The sequence below is a fragment of the Paraburkholderia polaris genome (assembly GCF_012927345.1).
In the GTDB taxonomy this organism is placed as follows: domain Bacteria; phylum Pseudomonadota; class Gammaproteobacteria; order Burkholderiales; family Burkholderiaceae; genus Paraburkholderia; species Paraburkholderia polaris.
The window spans coordinates 38,636-60,781 of record NZ_JABBGJ010000042.1 but is presented as its reverse complement, the minus strand read 5'-3'; the positions used below and the strand labels follow the sequence as shown (position 1 = coordinate 60,781).

At 62.1% G+C, this 22,146-nt stretch carries 16 protein-coding genes; 9 read left to right on the top strand and 7 right to left on the bottom strand.

Translation table 11 applies throughout. The features are described from left to right. Window positions 1-55: 55 nt before the first annotated feature. Window positions 56-739 carry a heavy metal response regulator transcription factor IrlR gene (irlR, locus tag HHL24_RS32610; protein WP_169489422.1) on the bottom strand — a complete coding sequence of 228 codons (684 nt, stop codon included), beginning with the start codon at window positions 737-739 and terminating at the stop codon, window positions 56-58. A gap of 1,229 nt (window positions 740-1,968) precedes the next feature. Here irlR and HHL24_RS32605 point away from each other — a divergent pair. Then, window positions 1,969-2,367 carry a DUF4148 domain-containing protein gene (locus HHL24_RS32605; RefSeq protein WP_169489421.1) on the top strand — a complete coding sequence of 133 codons (399 nt, stop codon included), beginning with the start codon at window positions 1,969-1,971 and terminating at the stop codon, window positions 2,365-2,367. A 73-nt stretch (window positions 2,368-2,440) separates the two neighbouring features. On the opposite strand, the gene HHL24_RS32600 is transcribed toward HHL24_RS32605, so the two are convergent. Further along, a complete protein-coding gene (locus tag HHL24_RS32600) occupies window positions 2,441-3,784 on the bottom strand; it encodes an NAD(P)/FAD-dependent oxidoreductase (protein ID WP_206003119.1) in 1,344 nt (447 codons plus the stop codon). Window positions 3,785-3,999: 215 nt separating this feature from the next. Between HHL24_RS32600 and HHL24_RS32595 the strand changes: the two genes are divergently transcribed. From HHL24_RS32595 to HHL24_RS32585, 3 genes are all read left to right on the top strand, one after another. Next, the gene (locus HHL24_RS32595; RefSeq protein WP_169489419.1) at window positions 4,000-4,971 is read left to right on the top strand and encodes a LysR family transcriptional regulator; all 972 of its coding nucleotides are present in this window, start codon (window positions 4,000-4,002) and stop codon (window positions 4,969-4,971) included. A 267-nt stretch (window positions 4,972-5,238) separates the two neighbouring features. Beyond that, window positions 5,239-6,879 carry a purine-cytosine permease family protein gene (locus HHL24_RS32590; RefSeq protein WP_169489418.1) on the top strand — a complete coding sequence of 547 codons (1,641 nt, stop codon included), beginning with the start codon at window positions 5,239-5,241 and terminating at the stop codon, window positions 6,877-6,879. Window positions 6,880-6,991: 112 nt separating this feature from the next. Beyond that, window positions 6,992-8,383: an NAD(P)/FAD-dependent oxidoreductase gene (locus tag HHL24_RS32585; RefSeq protein WP_169489417.1), complete on the top strand. Its 1,392-nt coding sequence runs from the start codon at window positions 6,992-6,994 to the stop codon at window positions 8,381-8,383. A gap of 124 nt (window positions 8,384-8,507) precedes the next feature. On the opposite strand, the gene HHL24_RS32580 is transcribed toward HHL24_RS32585, so the two are convergent. Continuing rightward, window positions 8,508-8,879: a cupin domain-containing protein gene (locus tag HHL24_RS32580; RefSeq protein ID WP_169489416.1), complete on the bottom strand. Its 372-nt coding sequence runs from the start codon at window positions 8,877-8,879 to the stop codon at window positions 8,508-8,510. A gap of 201 nt (window positions 8,880-9,080) precedes the next feature. Here HHL24_RS32580 and HHL24_RS32575 point away from each other — a divergent pair, with 201 nt between their 5' ends. Both HHL24_RS32575 and HHL24_RS32570 read left to right on the top strand, forming a co-directional pair. Then, the gene (locus tag HHL24_RS32575; RefSeq protein WP_169489451.1) at window positions 9,081-10,517 is read left to right on the top strand and encodes an aldehyde dehydrogenase family protein; all 1,437 of its coding nucleotides are present in this window, start codon (window positions 9,081-9,083) and stop codon (window positions 10,515-10,517) included. Window positions 10,518-10,756: 239 nt separating this feature from the next. After that, window positions 10,757-11,164, top strand: coding sequence for a hypothetical protein (locus tag HHL24_RS32570; protein ID WP_206003115.1), 408 nt, complete (start codon window positions 10,757-10,759; stop codon window positions 11,162-11,164). A 19-nt stretch (window positions 11,165-11,183) separates the two neighbouring features. Here the strand turns inward: HHL24_RS32570 and HHL24_RS32565 are convergent, their stop codons facing one another. Together HHL24_RS32565 and HHL24_RS32560 are read right to left on the bottom strand one after the other, a co-directional pair. Then, window positions 11,184-12,575, bottom strand: a complete 1,392-nt coding sequence (locus HHL24_RS32565) for a hypothetical protein (RefSeq protein ID WP_169489414.1) — start codon at window positions 12,573-12,575, stop codon at window positions 11,184-11,186. Between the two features lie 227 nt (window positions 12,576-12,802). Next, window positions 12,803-13,753, bottom strand: a complete 951-nt coding sequence (locus tag HHL24_RS32560) for a LysR family transcriptional regulator (protein WP_169489413.1) — start codon at window positions 13,751-13,753, stop codon at window positions 12,803-12,805. 118 nt (window positions 13,754-13,871) lie between these two features. Here HHL24_RS32560 and HHL24_RS32555 point away from each other — a divergent pair, with 118 nt between their 5' ends. Beyond that, window positions 13,872-15,044, top strand: coding sequence for a M20 aminoacylase family protein (locus HHL24_RS32555; protein ID WP_169489412.1), 1,173 nt, complete (start codon window positions 13,872-13,874; stop codon window positions 15,042-15,044). Window positions 15,045-15,208: 164 nt separating this feature from the next. Next, window positions 15,209-16,564 (top strand): MFS transporter, encoded by a 1,356-nt coding sequence (locus HHL24_RS32550; protein ID WP_169489411.1) that lies wholly within the window; start codon window positions 15,209-15,211, stop codon window positions 16,562-16,564. A 1,326-nt stretch (window positions 16,565-17,890) separates the two neighbouring features. Here the strand turns inward: HHL24_RS32550 and HHL24_RS32545 are convergent. Beyond that, window positions 17,891-19,144 (bottom strand): MFS transporter, encoded by a 1,254-nt coding sequence (locus HHL24_RS32545; protein ID WP_169489410.1) that lies wholly within the window; start codon window positions 19,142-19,144, stop codon window positions 17,891-17,893. Beyond that, window positions 19,141-20,097: a PRC-barrel domain-containing protein gene (locus HHL24_RS32540; protein ID WP_169489409.1), complete on the bottom strand. Its 957-nt coding sequence runs from the start codon at window positions 20,095-20,097 to the stop codon at window positions 19,141-19,143. The genes HHL24_RS32545 and HHL24_RS32540 overlap by 4 nt, the downstream gene beginning before the upstream one ends. 515 nt (window positions 20,098-20,612) lie before the next feature. Between HHL24_RS32540 and HHL24_RS32535 the strand changes: the two genes are divergently transcribed. Next, window positions 20,613-21,995, top strand: a complete 1,383-nt coding sequence (locus HHL24_RS32535; protein WP_169489408.1) for an NCS2 family permease — start codon at window positions 20,613-20,615, stop codon at window positions 21,993-21,995. Window positions 21,996-22,146: the final 151 nt, after the last annotated feature.

Genomic DNA, 22,146 nt, shown 5'->3' with positions numbered 1-22,146 from the left:
GGCTTCAGAAGCCACCGCGCCACCGGCGCGAAGATAGAGCAGGGCAGGCGCCACTTCATCGTGACGCGCTGCTGCGTTCTTCGAGCACGTACCCCATGCCGCGTACCGTGTGGATCAGCTTGGGTTCATAGTTGTCGTCGACCTTCGCACGCACGCGCCGGATCGCGGCATCGACCACGTTGGTGTCGCTATCGAAATTCATGTCCCACACCTGCGAGGCGATCGTCGAGCGTGGCAGAATCTCGCCGTGGCGGCGCATCAGCAGCCACAGCAGCGCAAATTCCTTCGCGGTAAGCAGGATCGTATCGCCTTGCCGTGTGGCCTTGCGGCGCGTCAGGTCGAGCGCCAGATCCGCGACGTGCAGCGAGGCGGCGTCGCGCGCATGGCCACGCCGCAAGATCGAGCGAAGGCGCGCCAGTAATTCGGCAAAGTCGAAGGGCTTGACCAGATAATCGTCACCGCCCATTTCGAGGCCGCGCACTTTGTCGTCCAGGTCGTCGCGTGCGGTGAGCAACAATACCGGTGTGGAACGTGTGCGGCGCAGGTTTTTCAGTACGGTCCAGCCGTCTACACCGGGCAGCATCACGTCAAGGATGATCAGGTCGTAGTCCTCGGTCAGCGCCAGATGCTGACCGGTCACGCCGTCTTTCACCCAGTCGGCGACAAATCCCGCTTCTGTCAGACCCTTTCGGAGGTAGGTGCCGGTTTTCGCTTCGTCTTCGACGATCAGAATTCGCATGGTCTTTCTCCTGGTGACGCCCTCTGCGCCAAACCGCGCGAGCGGCGCGGCAAGCGGGGGCGAGGATAGGGGCCGCTCTTGACGCGGTGAGCACCGCTAAGCGTGAGCGGGTACGTGCACCCTTCGCGATGACGCACGGGCGTAAGCACAGGCGCCAACGAGTCGCATGCCTGGCTTGCCCCGAGAGAGGCAGCAGGGAGGCGCGATGTGGTTCGGGTTGAGGCGTGTGAGTCCGACTATCGGGACTGAATCTGCCGATGCGGTTGCGCGGATGCGGACGAGCGCGCCGTGGACTGCTGGCAGCGCGATCGACGAAAGACGGATCGCTTTGATGTTCTCTTTCATATCGTCAGGCATGCATCTGACCATACCGAAGCGGCGATTAATTTTGAGACGCGTGGTCGCCGAAATCGGGTAGGCACAGTTAGCATGGCCTCCTGAATGTATGTAGTACTTATACCATGGCGTGTTTCAAAATGGCTTTCATCCTTGCATGCCTTGCGTGAGTCGAAAGATGGCGGCGGGTCATCGGGCCGATCGTGCTGGCCTCGCGTGGGGCAGCCTGCTGAACCGTCAACGTGTCGTTGCGCGGTTGGTGCACGCGCTATGTGCGCGAACGAGGTGGGAAGCCGGCGAAGCTGTTGAAGAGGTCTTCCGTTCGCAGAGCAGGTTGGCGATCGTGTCGCGTTGGAGCATCAATCTTCGCGAGTCGCGCTGCATTGCGGAAAGCAGTTCAAGCGATAGCAATCCGTGCGTGAGCGGCGGACTTAAGCGATTCAGTGGCGCGTGGATCGCGGACGCAGAAGACTCTTCGGTTTTGGATGCGGAAGTCGGCGCGCCACCGTTGAACAGGTGAGCGGGCTGGTTTAGCCAGAACGCGAGCGAGCCGATTGCGATGGCCACCAGACTCGCCGCTAGGGAGAGCGTCTCGCCTTTGCAGCCGGGGAGCCGTCTTTTGAGATGCGACACGCATGCTCTTACGGTCGAAGCCCGTATCGCCACGCATCGCATTGGTTGGACTCGTCGCATGCGATTCCGGTTCGAAGTCGAGAGCGTCCATCGTATGAACGCTTCACCGATATCAAGATGAAAACAACGTGACATTTCCGTCATGCAGTCCTTCAGCGTTGCACCGATGGCGGCGCGGATGACCGATTTGTCATGTGGTGCTCACGTTTGTGCAGCAGGCCACGCTTAGCATCGGGACTCAGTCAAACGGAGAATCGATCATGCGGAACATGATGTGGTTGGCAGGATTCGCGCTGAGTTGCGCCTGTGTGAGTGCGGCGGTGGCCGTCGACACTATCCCGTTGAGCGAGCCCACGCCGGGGCCTCATGAGTTCTACAAATTTCACGAACGGGTGTTGCCGAAGCCGCAGGTAGAGAGCTTGCGCGGTGCCGCAGCACCGGGGCCTCAACAAGCTTCGCAAGTGAGGCAGGAGCCGCGAGTTCTGCAGGTGCCGCAGGTACCGCAAGTACCGCGGGGAAAGACCCGCGAAGAGGTAAAGCGTGAACTCGCTGCCGCGCGCGCGTCGGGCTGTATGGATGTGCCCGATAGCCAGTACCCGCAGCCGTGTCCGCCGGCGGGCGCCACCCGCTCGATAGCGGACGCTTTTCAGGCAGAGTAGCGCGACATACAGGCAGCGACGCGCACGCGCGGGACCCTTGACCGGGCTCCGCGCGTGCGCGCTTCGAAAGTTCTCAATGCAGTCGGATCACCGGATGCACACGTCTACGCAACCAGTGGCTCGCCGAATCGAGCGCCATGCGTGCGAAGCCGGTCAACGTCATCACGTGGCGGCGATAGATGAGCTTGTAGACGGCAGTCGCCAGCCAGCCGTCGACGAACACCGGCTGCGTCAGCAAGCTATTGCTCAGGCTGCCGATCGTGCCTTCGCGGCCGAAGCCGACCAACGTGCCGGCGTCGCGATAGACGAACTCCGGTAAGGGCTCTCCCGCTATCCTGCACTTCAGCGCACGCGCCAGAAACTGCGCCTGTTGGTGCGCGACCTGAGCGCGCGGCGCCAGAAACGCGTCCGCGTTCTCCGAAGAAGGGCAGGCCGCACAATCGCCGAGTCCAAAGATGTTCGCGTCGTTCGTGCATTGCAGCGTGCGGTTCACCTGCACCTGTGCGTTGCGATTCACCGCGATGCCGTCCAGCGTACGCAACACCGGTGGGCCCGCAATGCCGGCAGTCCAGATGGCGATGTCGCTGGCGAGCGGCGTGCCTTCATTCGTCAGCACGGCATCGGCGCGCACTTCGGTGACGCGCGTTGCGTTCAATACGTCGACACCAAGACTGCCGAGCATCTTTTGCGCGCGCGCCGAGATCGTTTCAGACAGTGCGGGCAACACGCGCTCGCTGCTTTCGATCAGACGGATACGGAAGTCGCGCACGGGGTCGAGCGAAAACGGGCTATAGCGGTTCAGCAGACGCACCGTATCGCGCAACGCAGCAGCGAGTTCAACGCCTGTTGCTCCCGCGCCGATGATGTTGATCGATACCGGCGTGTCCGCCCCGGCGGTCTGCGCGCGGCGCGCATGGTTCGCCCGCAGACAGGCATCGAGCAGCCTGCGGCGAAACGCTTCCGCATGGGCGACCGATTCGAGCGGCAATGCGTGTTCGGCCGCGCCGGGCACGCCGAAATATTGCGTGACACTGCCCATTGCCAGGACCAGCGTGTCGAATGCAAGCTGCCGTGACGGCAGGATTTCGCGGCCGTCGGCGTCGTGGAGCGCATTCAGGGTGATGTGCCGGTTCGTACGATCGAGCGCGGCGAGTTCGCCCTGTTCGAATTCGAAACCATGCCGTTGCGCTTGCACCGCATATTGCAGTTGATGCGTGGCCGGATCGAGTTGGCCCGATGCGGCTTCATGCAGCAAGGGCTTCCAGAAATGCGTCGGCCAGCGATCCACCAGCACGACCTGCGCGAGACCGGCGCGTCCCAGCGTTTCCGACAGCCGCGTAGCGAGCCCAAGGCCGCCGACTCCGCCGCCGACGATCACGACGCGATGCGCCGCCGCTGGCGCCGCGTCGTGCAGCATGGGCTGCGCGGATTGCGTGGATTGCGCGCCAGGGGTTGTTTGCTGATCGATTGCGGCCATGATCCGTATCCTCCTGAAGTTGTCTGTGCTCAGCCGGTGAAGGGGTTTGCGGGCTATTCCCGGTATTCATCGGCCTCATCTGTCAGGGCCAGTATAGAATCGGCTGAAACCGCAGCACAATTTAATGTTTATACAGAACATATAGGTTTTCACTTATGTTAAAAGCCGCCACGTTCCGTCAATTGAAAGCCTTGCATACGGTCGCGAAGCTCGGCAGCGTGTCGCGCGCGGCCGAAGAACTGAAGCTCACGCAACCGGCGGTGTCACTCCAGGTGCGTCTGCTCGAAGAGGCGGCGGGGGCGCCGCTGTTGCAGCGGGTGGGCCGTGGCGTGCAGTTGACCGCTGCGGGCGAAATCCTCGCGCGTTATGCGCTGGAAATCCTCGATCTATGGAATGGTGCGGCGGATGATCTCGCCGCGTTGCACGGCGAGCAGGGCGGCACGCTGCGCATCGGTGCGATCACGACCGCCGAATATCTGATCCCGCCTTTTCTGGTGCGCTTCACCGAGTTGCGTCCGCAAGTGAAGGTGCAGTTCAAGGTCGGCAATCGCGCCGACATCATCCGCATGCTGGCCACGCACGAGATCGATCTTGCGGTGATGGGCAGCGCGCCGCGCGAATTGCGCACGGTGGCTACCGCCTTCGCGAAGCATCCCATGGCGTTCGTCGCCTCGCCCGCCCATGCGCTGATGAAGAAAAAGCGCCTGTCGCTGGACGATCTGCAAACGGCGAATCTGTTTGTGCGGGAGCGGGGGTCGGGCACGCGTTCAACCGTCGAGAATCTGTTTCGACTCGCCGGGCACAAGCTGCATATCGGCTCCGAACTCTCGAGCAACGAGGCGATCAAGCAACTGGTCGAGGCGGGTTTGGGCGTCGCGTTTCTGTCGCTGCATGCGTGCTCGCTGGAATTTCAGGCCGGCTTGCTGGCGTTGCTGCCCTTGCCCGCCAATCCGATCGAGCGCGACTGGTACGTGATGCATGTGTCCGACAAACGCCTGCCACATGTCGCCGGGCTGTTCCGCGATTTTCTGATCGAACACGGCATGTCCGGCGCGGTGCCGGTGCCGGTGCCGACTGTGGCCGCGGCGAAGCGGCGCCGCCAGGCGCGTGAGGCAGGTCCGGTCTAAGGCGCGGATTCTCGCTATTCGCTTCGACGTTTGTGCTCTGCCATGCCCGAAGGAAGTCCCCGAGCGGCCTTTAGTTGTATCCGCGAAGCCTTGTGGGACGGGCATTTCGGGTCACATCGCCCGCGATCGAAGTAAAGGTTGCGCGGCCGATATTTTTGCACGCGCTGATTGTCTTTACAGTGACGTCCAGACATCTGAGAAAAGTGGACGCCGCATCCCCGTGGTGAGCCATTGTGATTGACCTGGCCGTTACAGGAGTTGGAGACAATGAGCAGTAATAGCATCACCCAAGTCGAAACATTCGGTTTTGAACGCATTCCGGATCGCTCGCGTTATGCGCGGCCGATCGATCTGTTCCGCTTGCTGTTCGGCGGTTGCAATACTTTTTCGACGTCGGTGCTCGGCAGTTTCCCGGTGCTGCTCGGTTTGTCGTTCAAGGCGGGCGTTTATTCGATCGTGCTCGGCGTGGTGATCGGTTCGTGCATTCTTGCGCCGATGGGTCTGTTCGGTCCGCGCAACGGCACGAGCGATCCGGTTTCGTCGGGCGCGCACTTCGGTATTCATGGCCGGATCGTCGGCTCCTTTCTGGCGGTGTTGACCGCCGTCGCGTTCTTTTCGCTGGCGGTGTGGAGTTCGGGCGACGCGCTCGTGGGCGGCGCGAATCATCTGCTCGGCCTGCCGGTCAACTGGATGACGCTGAGCTTCGCATACGGTCTCTTTGCGGTACTGGTGCTGACCGTCTGCGTCTATGGCTTCCGCTTCATGTTGTGGGTCAACAAGATCGCCGTGTGGGCGGCGAGTTTGCTGTTCGTGGTCGGCATCGTGGCGTTCGCCGGGCCGTTCAATAGCGCGTACGCCGGCAAGGTGGCGCTCGGGTCGGTCGGTTTCTGGCCGGCGTTCGTAAGCGCCGTGCTGGTTGCGATGAGCAATCCGGTGTCGTTCGCCTGCACGCTCGGCGACTGGGCCCGCTATATTCCGCAGAACACACCGAAGAAACGCACGATCCTCGCGGTGATGCTCGCGCAACTGGCCACCTTCGTGCCTTTCTTCTTTGGTCTTGCCACCGCGACGATCATCGCCAGCAAGGCGCCGGATTTCATCGCCTCGAATAACTACGTGGGCGGTTTGTTGGCGATCTCGCCGAACTGGTTCTTTTTGCCGGTGTGCCTGATTGCGATCATCGGCGGGATGTCGACGGGAACCACGGCGCTGTACGGCACCGGGCTCGACATGTCGAGCATGTTTCCGAAGTTTCTGAACCGCGTGCGCGCCACGTTGCTGATCGGCAGCCTCGCAATCGGCTTCATCTTTCTCGGCCGCTTCGCGTTCAATCTGGTCGAAAGCGTGTCGACGTTCTCGGTGCTGATCAACGTCTGCAGCTGCCCGTGGATGGTGATCATGATCATCGGCTTCGTGACGCGGCGCGGCTTCTATCTGTCCGACGATCTGCAGGTGTTCAATCGCGGCGGCCGTGGCGGTCACTACTGGTTCACGCACGGTTGGAACTGGCGCGCGATGGGCGCGTGGATTCCGAGCGCGGTGGTCGGTCTGTGCTTCGTCAATTTGCCGGATCAGTTCGTCGGTCCGCTCGGGCAACTTGCCGGTGGTCTCGACATCAGCATGCCGGTTTCGTTGACGTTGGCCTGTGCGTTGTATATCGCGTTGCTGCAGTGCTTTCCTGAACCGGATGGCGTGTATGGGCCGCTTGGCCGCCGTTGGTTGCGCAGCGGTTTGCAGCGCAATGTGACCGTGCATCCGGTGGTTCCGGCGACTAAGCTTAAAACTGTCGGGTCGCAATTGAAGCCACAAATGAAGGTGCAATCGAAAGCGCAACCGGTATCGCAACCGCAGCAGGCCGCCGTGCAACGCGAACGCGAAGAAGCACTGGACACGCAGGATGCGGGCTGAACAGTGCGGTTCGATGCTGCCGGGTCAGGCGCGGTCAGGCACCACTGAGGCCGCACCAAACCAACAGTCACGCAGTAAATGCAATGGTATTCAAGTTGAGTAGGCAAACAAAATGAGCGAGTCAGTAAAGCGCGCGTTTGAAGGTGTAAAGCTGTTTCCGTTCTGGCTGGACAATCCGCGCGCACCGGCTGTCGAACGGGAATTGATCGGTCCGACTTCCGCGGATCTGGTGGTGGTGGGCGGTGGCTTTACCGGGTTGTGGGCCGCGATTCAGGCGAAAGAAGCAGACCCGTCGCTCGACGTCGTGCTGGTCGAAGCAGGGAAGGTGGCCTACGGTGCGTCGGGTCGTCCGGGCGGGATCATTTCCACGTCGGTGATGCATGGTCTGCCGAATGCGACGCGGGTCTTTCCGCAAGACCTCGACGTGCTGGAAAAGCTGGGCCAGGAGAATCTCGACGGCTTCAAGGAATCGTTGACACGCTACGGCATTGAAGCGGATGTCGAATGGAATGGCGAGATGACGGTGGCCGTCGATCCCGGGCACCTCGATCATCTGAAAGGCGATTACGAGCTGCACGTGGCGCACGGTCATGATGTCGTGCTGCTCGACAGCAAGGGCGCCCGCGAACAACTCGATTCGCCGTTGTTCGCAGGCGCGATGTGGTCGCGTAATCGCAGCGGCACGATTCACCCGGCAAAGCTCGCATGGGGCCTGAAAGCGGCTGCGCTGAAACTCGGCGTGCGTTTGCATGAACACTCGCCGATCACGCGTATGGAAGATCTCGGCGCGACGATGATCGTGCATACGCAGGCGGGCCGCATCGAAACGCGACGCGTGCTGCTCGGCACCGGCACGGCCGATGTTGGCGTGACCGACATCAAGCGCCGCGTGATGCAGGTGCGCGATCACATCATCGCGACCGCGCCTTTGAGCGACGAGCAGATGGCGCGCATCGGCTGGAACAATCGGCAGGGCATTTACGATACGCGTACGCAGCTCAATTATTTCCGTCTCACCAAAGACAACCGGATCATCTTCGGCGGCCGTGTGAGCTATCACTTTGGCGGCGATCCGAATCCGGCAGCGGATCGTGACGAGAGCACCTACTACAAGCTCGCCGAAGCGTTCTATCGTACCTTCCCGCAACTGGGGGACGTGCGCTTCACCCATGCATGGGGCGGCCCGATCGACTACTGCTCACGCGGCGCGGTGTTCGCGCGCCGCTATCACGGCGGCAAGAGCGTGTTCGTCGCGGGCTATACGGGCTTTGGCGTGGCGGGCAGCCGCTTCGGCGCGAAGATGGGCCTCGACATGCTGTGGAATCGCGATACGCTGATTACGTCGCTGGATATTTCGCGCAAAGGGCCGTCGTACATCCCGCCGGAGCCGCTGCGCTGGATTGCCGCGAAGATCACCTTCAACGCATTCGATGGCGCCGACGATCGCGGCGGCTGGCGGCGTCTGTGGATCAATTCGATCAAGGCGCTGGGTTTCCCGATGTAGTGGCGCAGGGTGTCGCGACGTTGTTGATGTGTCTGGCGGTTTTTTATTGATTGCCGCCAGAATAAAAAAACCGCACCTTAACGGGTGCGGTTCTTGATGAAGTAACGGTGTGATGCAGTATGAATCAACCGCAGTACACGATGCTGTACTTCTTGGTCGCCACCGGCATGTGCCACGTGCCCGAGAAGCCCTTGTGCAGGATGAAGGCGTCGCCGGCGGCATAGCGTTCGCTGCGGCCGTCGTCGCTGGTGATAACGACTTCGCCTTCGATCAGCACGCAGACTTCGTGGATCGGCAGGTCGGCCAGTTTCAGCGTGCCCGCGTCGCATTGCCATACGCCGGCGGACAACATGTTGGCCGCGTCGGAGAAGGCGTTGAGGGCGTGCGGTGCCTTGGCGCCGTCCAGAATGACGTCGGCAGGATCGTGCAGGGCAGGGTTCAGGCCGGAAGCGCCGGGGCCTTTAGCGTCGATGCGGGTGAAAGTGATGGTGCTCATGTGTCTCTCCTGGTTGATGTGATTCGATGACGAAATCGAAGCAGAACCGGAGTCTGAGCCAAAGCTGCGTAGCGATGAATTTCGATTTGAAGACATTCAGATTGAGCGGCGTCGATGTAAAGCCTTCGATACCGCTAGGGGCGCGATCTGCGGCCCGCCGTCTGACCTAACACAATTCATATAAAGGACTAAGCCATGCAACTGCAACATGCCAGGCAGTTTTATATCGACGGCCAATGGGTCGATCCGCAAAACCCGGCCGGCGCTGCCACGCTCGACGTGATCGATCCGTCCACGGCCACTGCGTTCGCGCAGATTTCGCTCGGCAGCGCGGCCGATGTCGACCGCGCGGTAGTGGCTGCGAAGCGTGCCTTTCCGGCCTACAGCGAGACGACGATCGCGCAGCGAATCGATCTGCTGCAAGCGATCCTCGACGTCTACCGCAAGCGCTACGACGACATGGTGCATGCGATCAGCCGTGAGATGGGGGCGCCGCTCCAATATGCGAACGACGCGCAGGCATGGACCGGCGTCGCGCATCTGGAGACGATGATCCGCACCCTCGACACGTTCGAATTCGAGTACGTGAAGAGCAGCATTCTGATCCGTAAGGAAGCGGTCGGCGTGTGCGGGCTGATTACGCCGTGGAACTGGCCCGCCTTGCAGATCGCCACCAAGGTCGTGCCCGCGCTCGCGGCCGGCTGCACGATGGTGCTCAAGCCCTCGGAACTGGCGCCGCTCTCCGGCATCATCTTTGCCGAGATCCTCGACGAAGCGGGTGTGCCGGCGGGCGTGTTCAACCTTGTGAACGGCGAAGGTGCGACGGTGGGTGAGGCGATGTCGCGTCATCCGGACATCGACATGATGTCGTTTACCGGTTCGACGCGTGCGGGCGTGCAGGTCGCAAAGGCCGCGGCGGATACGGTCAAACGCGTGCATCAGGAACTGGGCGGCAAATCGGCCAACCTGATTCTTGAAGATGCCGATCTGAAGCAGGCAGTGATGCGTGGTGCACGTGCGTGTTTCGACAACAGCGGCCAGTCGTGCGATGCGCCCACCCGCATGTTCGTGCCGCGCGCACGCCTGGAGGAGGCATTGACGTATGCGAAGGAGGCGGCTGAAGCACTGGTCGTCGGTCCCGCGGATGCCAAGGGCATCGATCTTGGGCCTGTCATCAGCGAGCAGCAGTTCGACAAGATCCAGCGGCTGATCGGTGTGGGCATCGAAGAGGGCGCGACGCTGGTGGCCGGCGGCCCGGGCCGCCCCGAAGGCTTGAAAGAGGGCTACTTCGTGCGCCCGACGGTATTCGGCAATGTCACACCGAACATGACGATCGCGCGCGAAGAGATTTTCGGACCGGTGCTGTCGATTCTCGGCTACGACTCCGAAGACGAGGCGATCGCGATGGCCAACGACAGTCTCTATGGCCTCGCGGGCTATGTGCAATCCGCGTCGATCGAGCATGCGCATGCTGTGGCGAAGCGCCTGCGCACCGGCACGATCTATCTGAACTACGCGGACTACAGTCCAGATGCGCCGTTCGGCGGCTTCAAGCAGTCCGGCAATGGCCGCGAGTATGGCGAGTTCGGTCTAGAGGACTTTCTGGAGATCAAGGGGGTGGTTGGCTACGCGAGTTGAGGCTGCGTGAAGGCCGGGCGGTGATGTGACTCGGTGATGTGCCTTAGCCGCGCACACAAAACGAAAGTCATGCGGGCGGTGAGGGACATCACCGCGCCGGCAGCTTTCCGATGGCCGTTCCGAACCTGCGAGTCCCTGTTGAGGGCGACTATAATCCTCACCGGAATTCGCCATCGGATCTTGAACCTGTGAAAACAACTATCGCTATTGCGCTTGCTGCGCTTGCCCTGAGTGGGTGTATGTCCGCCGAAAAGGAGGAGACGCAAGCGCGTGACTTCACCCGCTCGGAGAACCTGCTCGATGCCGCGCAGCGTAACGCTGCCATTGCGTGCGCGGATCAGACGCAGTGCGACAGAGCCTGGGCACTCACGAAGGACTACGTGGCGGCGCACTCTTCCACATCGATCGTTCGCGCGGACGCCGTAGCGATCGAGACCGACGTTCCGAGCCGCTCGGGCAAGGCGGTCTATTCGGCCACGCGCGTGGCCAAGGGCAGCGGGGCGACGATCACGCTGTATGCGCAATGCCGTGGCATGTATGGTCCCGATCGCGCGCAAGGCTCTGACTACGATGATTGCGTCAAGCAAATCGGTCCGACGCAAAACGGCTTCGTGCCGTTTTTGCGCCAGCATCTATCCAGCCAGTGACCAGTAACGGGGCCGACATTCAGGTCGACGTGTGACGCTTCATCATGCGTTCGAACGCGTCGACGATACGTTGCACGTAAGGATTTTTGTGGGCGAGCGCGCCGGTCTCGCGCTCGAAATGCGCCAGCATGGTCGCGTTCGCTTCGAAGACCAGCACCTGTCCTCCGGGCAGTACCGTAAAGTCGATTCCGCCGTAGTCAAGATCGAGCCGCCTGCCGATTGCCGCGATGGCACTCATCACTCGCTCGCCGAGCACGGCGTGCGGATTGTCGAGGAAGCGCCGCTCTTCCTCCAGCTTCCACGGATGGTGTTCCATGTCGGCAGAGTAGTAGTGCACCATCCAGTGCGGCGAAATCGCCAGATGGTATGGAAACGGCTCCCGGTCGACAAAAATGATCCGGTATTTGCGGTAGAAGCCGTCGGCGCTGCGATAGTCGCGAAACGCTGCCAGATAGGAAACCCCGACTTGTACCAGCTGCCACGCTTCGAGCGCTGCGCGGTTCTCGCATAGCGTCAGCCCATCACCACCGTGCGTAGCGGCGGGACGCGCCAGCACCGGAAAGTCGATGCCACCCTCCGTGAGCAAGGCGTCAAGCGCGGCGCGTGAAGCCGGAGCGGCATCGCTCTGCACGCACGGCGCCACCTGCACGTCCGGCAGCCCGTTGAGGAGGCTCGCGGTGCGGTGCCGTTGGGTCCGGGCGACAGCAGCGGGCGGATTGAGCACGGGCCGCGCGCAGCGCGAGACGAAGCGCGCGAGCCGCCCGGCGAGCGGGGCGGCGACATCCGCATCGCCAATCGCGTTGAACACGAGATCGTAGGCCGGTAACTGATGGTCTTCGTCGTCGGCGGCGTAGTCGATCGCGTACTTGATGCGGCAGCAGCTCGCGCCAGGCAGCAGTGCATCGAACGGCACATTGCCGGAAGTGTGCGCCGCGCAGAGGACCAGCACGCGGCGCGGCGCTGCGCCGCTTCCTTCGACAAAGACGCGCTGGATCCGATAGGCACGTTCCCGATACATGGCGGCTTCGCTCACGTGTCCAGTGCTCGCGAGGATGGCAGCCAGGTTCTGGCAGGCCACCGCGACATGCGGATCGAGCGTCAGGACGAGGCGATACCAGTACTCAGCGATCGCGTGATCGCCTTTCATGAAGTATCCGGTCGCGACATCGCAGAGATTCGAGGCGCTGGCGTCGCGTGCCGCAGCGGCGTAGGCGTCCAGCGTGTGGGCGGCGATCAGATGCGCAACGGCGCCCAGTTCGTCGCCGTCGCTGCGCCGGGCTTCAGCAAGGGCGCGGTGACTGGCCGGATCGGGCGAGGCGCTGTTGCCGTCGCTGTCGCCGGCGCGCTGCGCTGGCGCGCCCGGCACCTGTGTGTCGTAGTCGGCTTCGTTGTCGGGTTGAGTCTGCTTCATGGTCGGCACGGAGTGGGGGCAGGGCGGCGCGCCGCTGCGCACTCGAAGCATAGTGGGCGTGCATGCGATTCAGCTTACAGCCCCTATGTGTGTGCGACGAGCGACATGCGCAGGGGGGCGTGCGTCGTCGTTTGAAGGCGAGGCAGCGAGGTGGACCCGTGACCTCGTTCGGAGCGTTTGCTCACGCCACCGAGTCGCATCCCCCGTTAGTTTGTCGAGCCACGTCACTACAGCAGCAGTTCAATCGAATGAAACAGGCGGCGCAGCTCGGGGTCTTGCGAGCGCGCGCCTTCGTCGATCACTTCGCGCAAACAATCGAGAAAACACGTGGCCGCCGGACTTGTCGGCGCGCCGCGCCGCGAAGTTATGCTGACGATGGTTTCATCCACCGTTTCGCGCAAGGGCAGCGCCCACAGATTCTCCTTTGCGATGCTCACCTCGACGAGCGGCCACGGAAAAATGCTGAGCATGTCCGTCTGCGCGAGCAGGCCGAGCACGACCGCGAGCGAATGCGCGAGATGGATCGTGTGCGGCACGCTCATGCCGCGCTTGCGGAACAGGTTGTCCGAGATCGACTCGCGGCTTGCGGGATCCCAGTTCAATACCCATTCGGCGTCTTCCAGTTCGAGCAGCGTGCGGCAACCGGCCTTCGGATGATCGCGGCGCGCGACCACCGCCGAATGCGTCGAAAACAGCGGCACGTTGTGAAACTCCGATTGCGGCGACGCGGGCGGGGGACGGCCGATCGAAAAATCGAGGCTGCCGTCGCGCAAGCGCGGTTGCACGACCGCCAACAGACCCTCGAAGAATTCCAGTTGGACTTCCGGCATGCGCTGCCGGAACCGCTGCACCGTGGGCGGCAGAAAAGTCAGCGCCACCCACGGCGTGACGCCGATCGACAGTTTGCCGGCCGCCGCGCCGCGCATCGCCTCGATCTCCGCTTCCGCGCGTTGCAACTGGCCGAGTACCAACCGGGCATGTACGACCAGCGCGCGGCCGAACTCCGTGAACGCGACGCCGCTCGCGCCGCGCACCAGCAATGGCGCGTGCAGATCGGCCTCCAGTTCGCGCATGGCCTTGGTGACGGCGGCCGGTGAAAGGTCGAGCGAACGGGCAGCAGCCCGGATACTGCCGGTATCCGCAATGGCCGCTAAGGTGCTGAGTTGATGCAGTTTCATCTGGAGAACCCGTAGATGGGTGGCAACTGCTGGTTGCCGCCGCAACGATTCTACGCCTGCCGCTGGAAAATCGGCGTCGCTATGCTTGGCTCACGCTTTCATAGACGGAGACGACATCGTGAACACCATGGCCATCCCGGCGGGCATCGCCGAACTCGAAGACGAAATGATCGCGCTGCGCCATCGCATCCACGCGCAGCCCGAACTGGCTTACGAAGAATTCGCCACCGGCGACCTGGTCGCCGAGCGTTTGCAGGCGTGGGGCTACACCGTGCATCGCGGGCTGGGCCAAACCGGCGTTGTCGGGCAACTGAAAGTCGGCAACGGCACGCGCAAACTCGGCCTGCGCGCCGACATGGACGCATTGCCGATCCACGAAACGACCGGTCTGCCTTATGCGAGCACGGTGCCCGGCAAGATGCACGCTTGCGGCCATGACGGCCACACGGCGATGCTGCTGGCGGCCGCCAAGCACCTTGCGCAGGAAAAAAGTTTCGACGGCACGTTGAACCTGATTTTCCAGCCCGCCGAAGAAGGTCAGGCCGGCGCGAAAAAAATGCTCGAAGACGGCCTGTTCGACAAATTCCCGTGCGACGCGGTCTTCGCGATGCACAACATGCCGGGTTTTCCGACCGGCAAGTTCGGCTTCCTGCCGGGCTCGTTCATGGCTTCGTCGGATACGGTGATCATCACGGTGACCGGCCGCGGCGGTCATGGCGCGGTGCCGCATAAGGCGGTCGATCCCGTGGTGGTGTGTGCGCAGATCGTGCTTGCGTTGCAGTCGATCGTGTCGCGCAACATCGCGCCGCTCGATATGGCGATCATCACGGTCGGCGCGATTCACGCCGGTGATGCGCCGAATGTGATTCCTGAGACCGCGGAGATGCGCTTGTCCGTGCGTGCGCTGAGGCCCGAGGTTCGCGACCTTTTGCAGGAACGCATCACGGCGGTCGCGTGCGGGCAGGCGGCCGTGTTCGGCGCGCGGGCGCATGTGGATTATCAGCGCCGCTATCCGGTGCTCGTCAACGATGCGGAAATGACCGGTCTCGCACGGCAAGTCGCGCTCGACTGGCTGGGTGAAGACGGTTTGATCGCCGACATGCAACCGTTGACCGGCAGTGAAGACTTCGCGTTCCTGCTGGAGCGTTGCCCGGGCAGCTACCTGATCATCGGCAATGGCGACGGCGAGGGCGGTTGCATGGTCCACAACCCGGGCTACGACTTCAACGACGACTGCCTCGCTACTGGCGCGGCTTATTGGGTGCGGCTCGCGCAGACCTTCCTCGTCTGAGGCACGTTGCATCGGGTTGGACTGAAGCCGCGCAAGGCTCCGAAGGTCGCGAAGGCCGGCGGGGCCATCAAGGCCGTGTTGGGGCCAGTCAGACTGTCCATTACTTCTAGGCGCACAAGGCCGCAGAGCCGCGCATCGGCAGGAAGGACACCATGGAGACACAGATGGACTATTCCGCTACACCGCAACCCGATGGCACCGACACGCTGAATCTCGCTGACGCGTCGACCATGCAGCCCGCAAAACGCACGAGCCACGCCAAAGCGATCGCTGCGATCACGCTCGGCAACGGTCTCGAGTTTTTCGATTTCACGATTTATAGCTTCTTCGCGACGATCATCGGCAAGCTGTATTTCCCGGTGGAAGGGCAGCTTGCGCAACTGATGCTGGCGGTCGGCACCTTCGGCGTGGGCTTCATCATGCGGCCGGTGGGCGGGATTGTTCTCGGCGCGTATGCCGATCGCGCCGGACGCAAGGCCGCGATGAGTCTCACGCTGTGGTTGATGACGCTCGGCTCGGCGATCATCGCGTTCGCGCCGACTTACGCGGCGATCGGCATTGCCGCGCCATTACTGGTGATCCTTGCGCGCTTGATTCAGGGGTTCGCGCTGGGCGGCGAGATCGGTGCATCGACATCGTTGCTGCTTGAATATGGCAGCGACAAGACGCGTGGATTTTACGGAAGCTGGCAGTTCGTGAGTCAGGGGTTGAATACGGTATGTGGTTCGCTGCTGGGTGTTGCGCTGGCGGCGGCGCTGTCCACTGCCGCGCTCGAGAGCTGGGGCTGGCGTGTGCCGTTTGTGATTGGCATGGCGATGGGGCCGATTGGTATTTACATCCGGCGGCATCTGGACGAAACGTTGCCGGGTGTGGAAGACGGCACGGTTTCGGTGGCGCAGGCGCCTGCCGCGCAGCCGGTTCGCAAGCTGTTTCGCGAGCATTCGCGCGTGATAACGACCGGTGTGTTGACGACCATTGGCGGCACGGCGGCGAACTACATCGTGCTGTTTTATCTGTCTACCTACGCGATTCGGATTTTGCATTTGCCGATGTCGTCGGCGCTGTGGGCCGCGTGGACCGCGGCGATCGTGACGGTGATTTGCTCGCCGTTTGCGGGGGCGTTGTCCGATCGTGTAGGGCGTAAACGTGTTTTGTGGATTTCGCGGGTGTTGCTGATTGTTGCCGTGTATCCGGCTTTCATGATTATTAATGCTTCGCCAACGGTACCTGTCTTGTTGTCGGTGGTTGCTATGCTTGCGGTGTTTGTCGCTTTTACGGCCGTGCCTAATATCGTCATGCTGCCTGAGATGTTTCCGCGCGAGATTCGCGCTACCGGGATGTCGATTGTTTATTGTTTAGGGGTTTCTATTTTTGGTGGGTTTGCACAGTTTTTTGCTACCTGGTTGATTCAGATTTCTGGGAGTAATCTGGCTCCTGCCTGGTATTTGATCGGGTGTGGGGTTGTGTCGTTGTTGCCGTTGCCGTTTATGCGGGAGACGGCTGGGAAGGCTATTGATTAAGGTTGGGTTTTGCCTTTGGCGGCGGCATTGGTGGTTTGTTTGGGTTGTTTGCCTGCGCGGCGCTTGTTGTCTGGATGCTGACGGCGTTGGGCTTTTCTTGATTTGTTTGCCTGCGTGGCGCTTTTTTTCTGTGCTTTTATGGCGGTGCCTTTCCTTGAATTGTTAGTGGTCTATTAGCGTTCGCCCCTGTGCGGGGCAGGCACTTACTTTCTTTGCCGCCGCAAAGAAAGTAAGCAAAGAAAGCGGCTCAAGCCAATCCTGCTAAGCGGGTCCCCTGGCTTGGAAGGGGTAGTGGAGCATCTGGAATCCGTGTTCTCGCGCATTCGGCCTGAGTGACAAGGGCGTCATACTTCCGGCGACGCTGCGCGCGCCGAAGCGTGCTTCATAAAACCGCCCGCTGCGTTTTGGCGCTCGCGTTCTGTCACGGAACCGTGGCGCGCGGTCGCGTCAACTGTAGACAGCAGCACTTGACTCGACAGACAGTGTCAGTTCATTTCGTCATTCCCGACTTGATAGCAGCCTTTCCGGGGCGAGGGAAAAGGTCAAGCCCGTAGCCGCGAAGTGGTGCGCCAGAGGCGCAGGCATGAGGTTCGACTCGCCCCGGAGAATCATTCCCATAGGCGGGAGTGGACGATATCTCCGCTGACATTGGCTGACCGGTCGAGTACCAGTTAATACACATCAACTCTGCCATTGCGACTGCCATTGCGACTGCGATTGCGATTGCGACTGCGACTGCGACTGCGACTGCGACTGCGACTGCGACACACCGACATTTCATTCAAGGTGTGGGTTCCCCATGAAGTACGGAGTCGCCTCGCCGAGGCGAAGCCGATGGCCCCACAGCTCTGAACCGAAGCCCTTGGTTTCCCAGGCGGACCCGTCCGCGACGCACGCAGTGCGGAGTGGGAGCTGATGATTCCTTTGTCACTAGCGCCAGAGGGTGCGAGGGCCCGGATTCCACGGAGCCACTACCCTCTGCAGGCAACGGTGCCCACTTAGCATTCGCGGTTCGAGCCGCTTTCTTTGCTTACTTTCTTTGCGGCGGCAAAGAAAGTAAGTGCCTGCCCCGCACAGGGGCGAACGCTAATAGACCACTAACAAATCAAGGAAAGGCCAACACCGCAAGCGCACAGAAAAAAAGCGCCACACAGGCAAACAGATCAAGAAAAGGCCAACGCTCCAGGCACACAGAAAAAAAGCGCCTCACAGGCAAACAGATCAAGAAAAGCCCAACACCCCAGGCACCCAGACAAACAACCGCCGCGAAGGCAAACAAACCAGGCACCCCACCAAATGCCGCCGCCAAAGGCAAAAAACCTCAGCTCATCTAACAGCCGACTTCCCATCCCCCACAGCCGCAGCCGCCTCATCCGCAGCCGCATCCCGTGTCTCGGGCATCGCCGCCCACACCAGCAGCACAGCAAGCGCCCCCGCGGCGGCAAGCCCAAAGAAGCTCACAGCATTGCCAAAATGATCCGCCACAAACCCAGCAGCAGTCGTGCTCAAAGTAGCCCCAATCCCGGCCGCCAACCCGAACAACCCAATACAAAGGTTATACCGCCCCTTGCCGCCGGCGACATCGGCGGCAATCAACGGCAGCATCACGCCGAACACGGCCGCGCTCAGGCCGTCCAGCATCTGCACCGGCACCAGCAAATAAGGGCTGCTGATCCCGGCAAACAACAACGCCCGTATCGGCAACGCGGAAAAACCAAGCAGCAAAATCGGCCTGCGTCCCCACCGCTCGGCGGAGCGCCCAACCCATGGCGACATCATCGCGACAATCGCCTGCGGCACGATGATGCACGCGGCAATCACGAGCTGCACGTTGTCGCCCATACCGGCCGTCACTTCGCCAGCGGCGAGATTCAGCATTGCCGCATTCGACAAGTGGAACAACACGATACAAGCCGCGAACAGCAGCATCCGCTTATCGCGCAACAACTCGCGCAAACTCTCGCGCCGTTCGATCTGTTTCGGTGTCGGCCCGGCTTTCGGCAGCTCGATCGTGTCGGTACGCTGAATCATCGTCAGCGCAAACAGCGCGGGCACGGCCAGCGCCGCAGTCAGCCAGAACACCGCGCGGGGCGAATAGTATTCGCCGAATACGCCCATCAGCCCGGCCGCGACGGCGCTGCCGATCGATGCCCAGCGCGCATTGCGTCCCAGCCGGTCGCCCAGATTCGCGCGCCCCACCAGGGCGAACGAGATCGCGGCCAACGCCGGCGTCAGCATGCAACTGGCAAAGCCGTGGAACACCTCCGCGGCAATCACCGGCAGCACCGTCGGGCTCGCGGCCAGCAGCACCGCGCTGAAGATGATCGCGAAGATCGCCCATGCGGCAGCGCCTTTTTTGTTGCGCAACGCGTCGACGGCAGCGCCGCCAGGCACCTGACTCACCATCGCACTAATGGTGCCGACGGACAGCGCCATGCCGATCTCGCCCTGGGTCCACTTGTGCGAGGCGAGGTACGACGCAATGAACGGCCCGAAACCCGTCTGCACGTTGGCGACGAAAAAATTCAACCAATCGAGTGCGCGCAGACTGCGCGCGGTAACCAAAGTGCGGCCTGTCATCGGGCCGCCCGTGCGTTGGAACCCGCAGTGACAGTGGCCGGCGCGGCAGAAGCCGCGGCGGCGGGAGCAGGCGCCGGAGCGGGGGCCGGAGACACTGCGCGGATCGGCTTGTCGCTGGCGTACGGCGGCGTCGCATTGATCTGCGCGTCGCTCAAATCGATCAGCGGATGCAGTTCCTTGTCTTTGATGACGAAACGCAGCGCCGACCAGTTGGCGGCAATCGAGCGCCGCTCGGTGCTGACCATGCCGTTGACGTCGAGCACAACCGCCTGCGGTTGCGCGTTGGCGTCGATCAGCACGTCGATCACGCGGCCGACCTTGGCGCCGTTCGAACGCTCGACGTCCGTGTCGATCAGCGGCAATTGCATGGCAGCGGATTTCGCCGCGGGCGTCGGCACGGCCGCCGCGTTGAGCGTGATCGGCGCGGTCTTCGCGGCCGGCGTGAAGCGGAACGCGCTCCACGGGAAATTGACCTTGCGGTCGCCGACGCCGAGGAAGCCCTGCAGATTGACCACCATCTCGCGCGGCTTGCCGCTCGCATCCGCGATCATATCGACCGCGCGGCCCACCACCTTGCCGTCGGGTTTCTGCACTTCGGTATCGAGCAGGGCGTGCGCCTCGCTGCGTTCGATCGTGCGCAGCACGATCAGCGGCGGGGGCGCGGGCGGCGGCGGCACGGGCGTGGCGACCGGCGGCGGCGGTTCGACCTTGCGCGGCTTGACGACCGGTTTTTTAGGCTTCTTCGGCTGTTCGGGCTCGGCCGCTTCAGTCTCGACGGGCTCCGGCGCGGAGGCGGCCACCGGGGCGCTCGCGGGCTCGACGGGCATCACCGTGGCATCGACAATCGGCGCCTGCTGCGGGCCCCACAGCAGGCTGCAACCGGACAGCGCAAACAGCGCGAACACAGCAAGAATCAGAAGACGCCAGGCAGGACGCGAAAAACCGCCGCTCATCAAGAAGGACTCCATGGGCCAGTGCGGACGGGCGCTGTGGACCGCCGCAGTTAAGTCACGCTTTAAGTCAGGTAAGGGCCAGAGTGTAACCCGCGGCGCCGGGGCGGCCCGGTTTTGCAGGCTTTCTGATAGGTGTCTGCGACGCACGGTTCATGCCGCATTGCGCGCTTTGGCGGCGATGAATGCCCGTTTTTGCGCGCCGAACCCCTCAAAACCCTTTCACAACTTAATGACAAACCGTAGGTGTAAACGCGCGGACCGTCTCTATGGTTTGCCGTCCTTTAAACGATATAAGCGTCGCGACATGTCGGGCATGCCATCCATGCGATGGGAGATATATTTGTGTTGCCCTACATTTCGAGACAGCAAAAGAAGGACGGAAGGCGGGTTGTCCCGACGCATCGCAAGCCGACGTTCAAACCTTGCCACACCACATTAGATCAACGCAACGAGACGAACCTGATGGCGGCCGGAAACCGGGCCGTTTCAGCACGCTGATAAAGGAGGCACTCATCATGATGGAACCCCACGCCCAACCGATTTCTGAAGTCGGCGCCGAATCATTCGACGGAAAGGGCTTTCTCGACCGCTATTTCGAAATCTCTTCACGCGGCAGTTCGCAGCGTACGGAAATCGTTGCGGGCATCACGACCTTCCTCGCGATGGTCTATTCCGTGTTCGTCGTGCCGGGCATGTTCGGCAAAGCGGGCTTCGATACCAGCGCGGTGTTCGTCGCCGTGTGCCTGACCACCGCCTTCGGCTCGCTGCTGATGGGCGTCTGGGCGCGTCTGCCGATCGCGATCGGTTGCGCGATTTCGCTGACCGCTTTCACCGCGTTCGGTCTCGTGCTCGGCAAAGGTCTGCATCCGAACGTCGCGCTCGGCGCGGTGTTCCTGATGGGCGTAGTCTTCACCGGCATCTCGGTGACGGGCGTGCGTTCGTGGATTCTGCGCAATCTGCCGACCGGCATCGCGCACGGCACGGGTATCGGCATCGGCCTGTTCCTGCTGCTGATCGCTGCGAATGACGTGGGTCTGGTCGTCAAGAATCCGGGCGCCGGTCTGCCGGTCGCGCTCGGCAATATCACGGCGTTGCCGGCGATCATGTCGGTGGCAGGTCTGGCGGCGATCTTCGGTTTAGTACGCCGTCGCGTACCGGGTTCGATCCTGATCGTGATCGTCGCGATCTCGGGGATTGCTCTCATGATCGATCCGGCGGTGGCATTCCACGGCGTGTTCGCGGTGCCCTCGCTGAGCGCGCCGGGCCATGCTTCGCTGATCGGCGCGATGGACATCAAAGGCGCGCTGTCGATGGCAGTCCTGCCTAGCGTGCTGGCCCTCGTGATGACGGCTGTGTTCGACGCAACCGGCACGATTCGCGCCGTTGCCGGACAAGCCGGTCAACTCGACGAAAACGGCCGCATCATCAACGGCGGCCGTGCGTTGACAGCCGATTCGCTGAGCTCGATTTTCTCGGGTCTGCTCGGTGGTGCACCGGCGGCTGCCTACATCGAATCGACGGTCGGCGTTGCAGCCGGCGCGAAGACGGGGATGGCTGCGGCGGTGGTCGGTCTGCTGTTCCTGGTGGTGATGTTCTTCTCGCCGTTGGCCAGTCTCGTGCCTTCGTATGCAACGGCCCCGGCGCTGATGTACGTGGGTCTGCTGATGCTCTCGAACGTGAGCAAGCTGCACATGGACGACATGGTCGACGCGATGTCGGGCCTGATGTGCGCCGTGTTCATCGTGCTGACCGCCAATATCGTGACGGGCATCATGCTCGGCTTCGCGACGCTGGTGATCGGCCGTGTGGTGAGCGGCGAGTACCGCAAGCTGAACGTGGGCACGGTTGTCATCGCTGTTGTGCTGGTCGGCTTCTATCTCGGCGGTTGGGCGATCTGATTCTGCCGCATTGCGTTTTGCGCGATTTGCTGTAACGCGAGAGTGGGGCGGGTTTTCCCTGCCGCTTTGCTCGAACGTGTAGTCGGTTGTTCTCCACCTTGACGCGGCGTATTGCAGGGTTCGATCTGCGATGCGCCGCGTATCTTTTTTT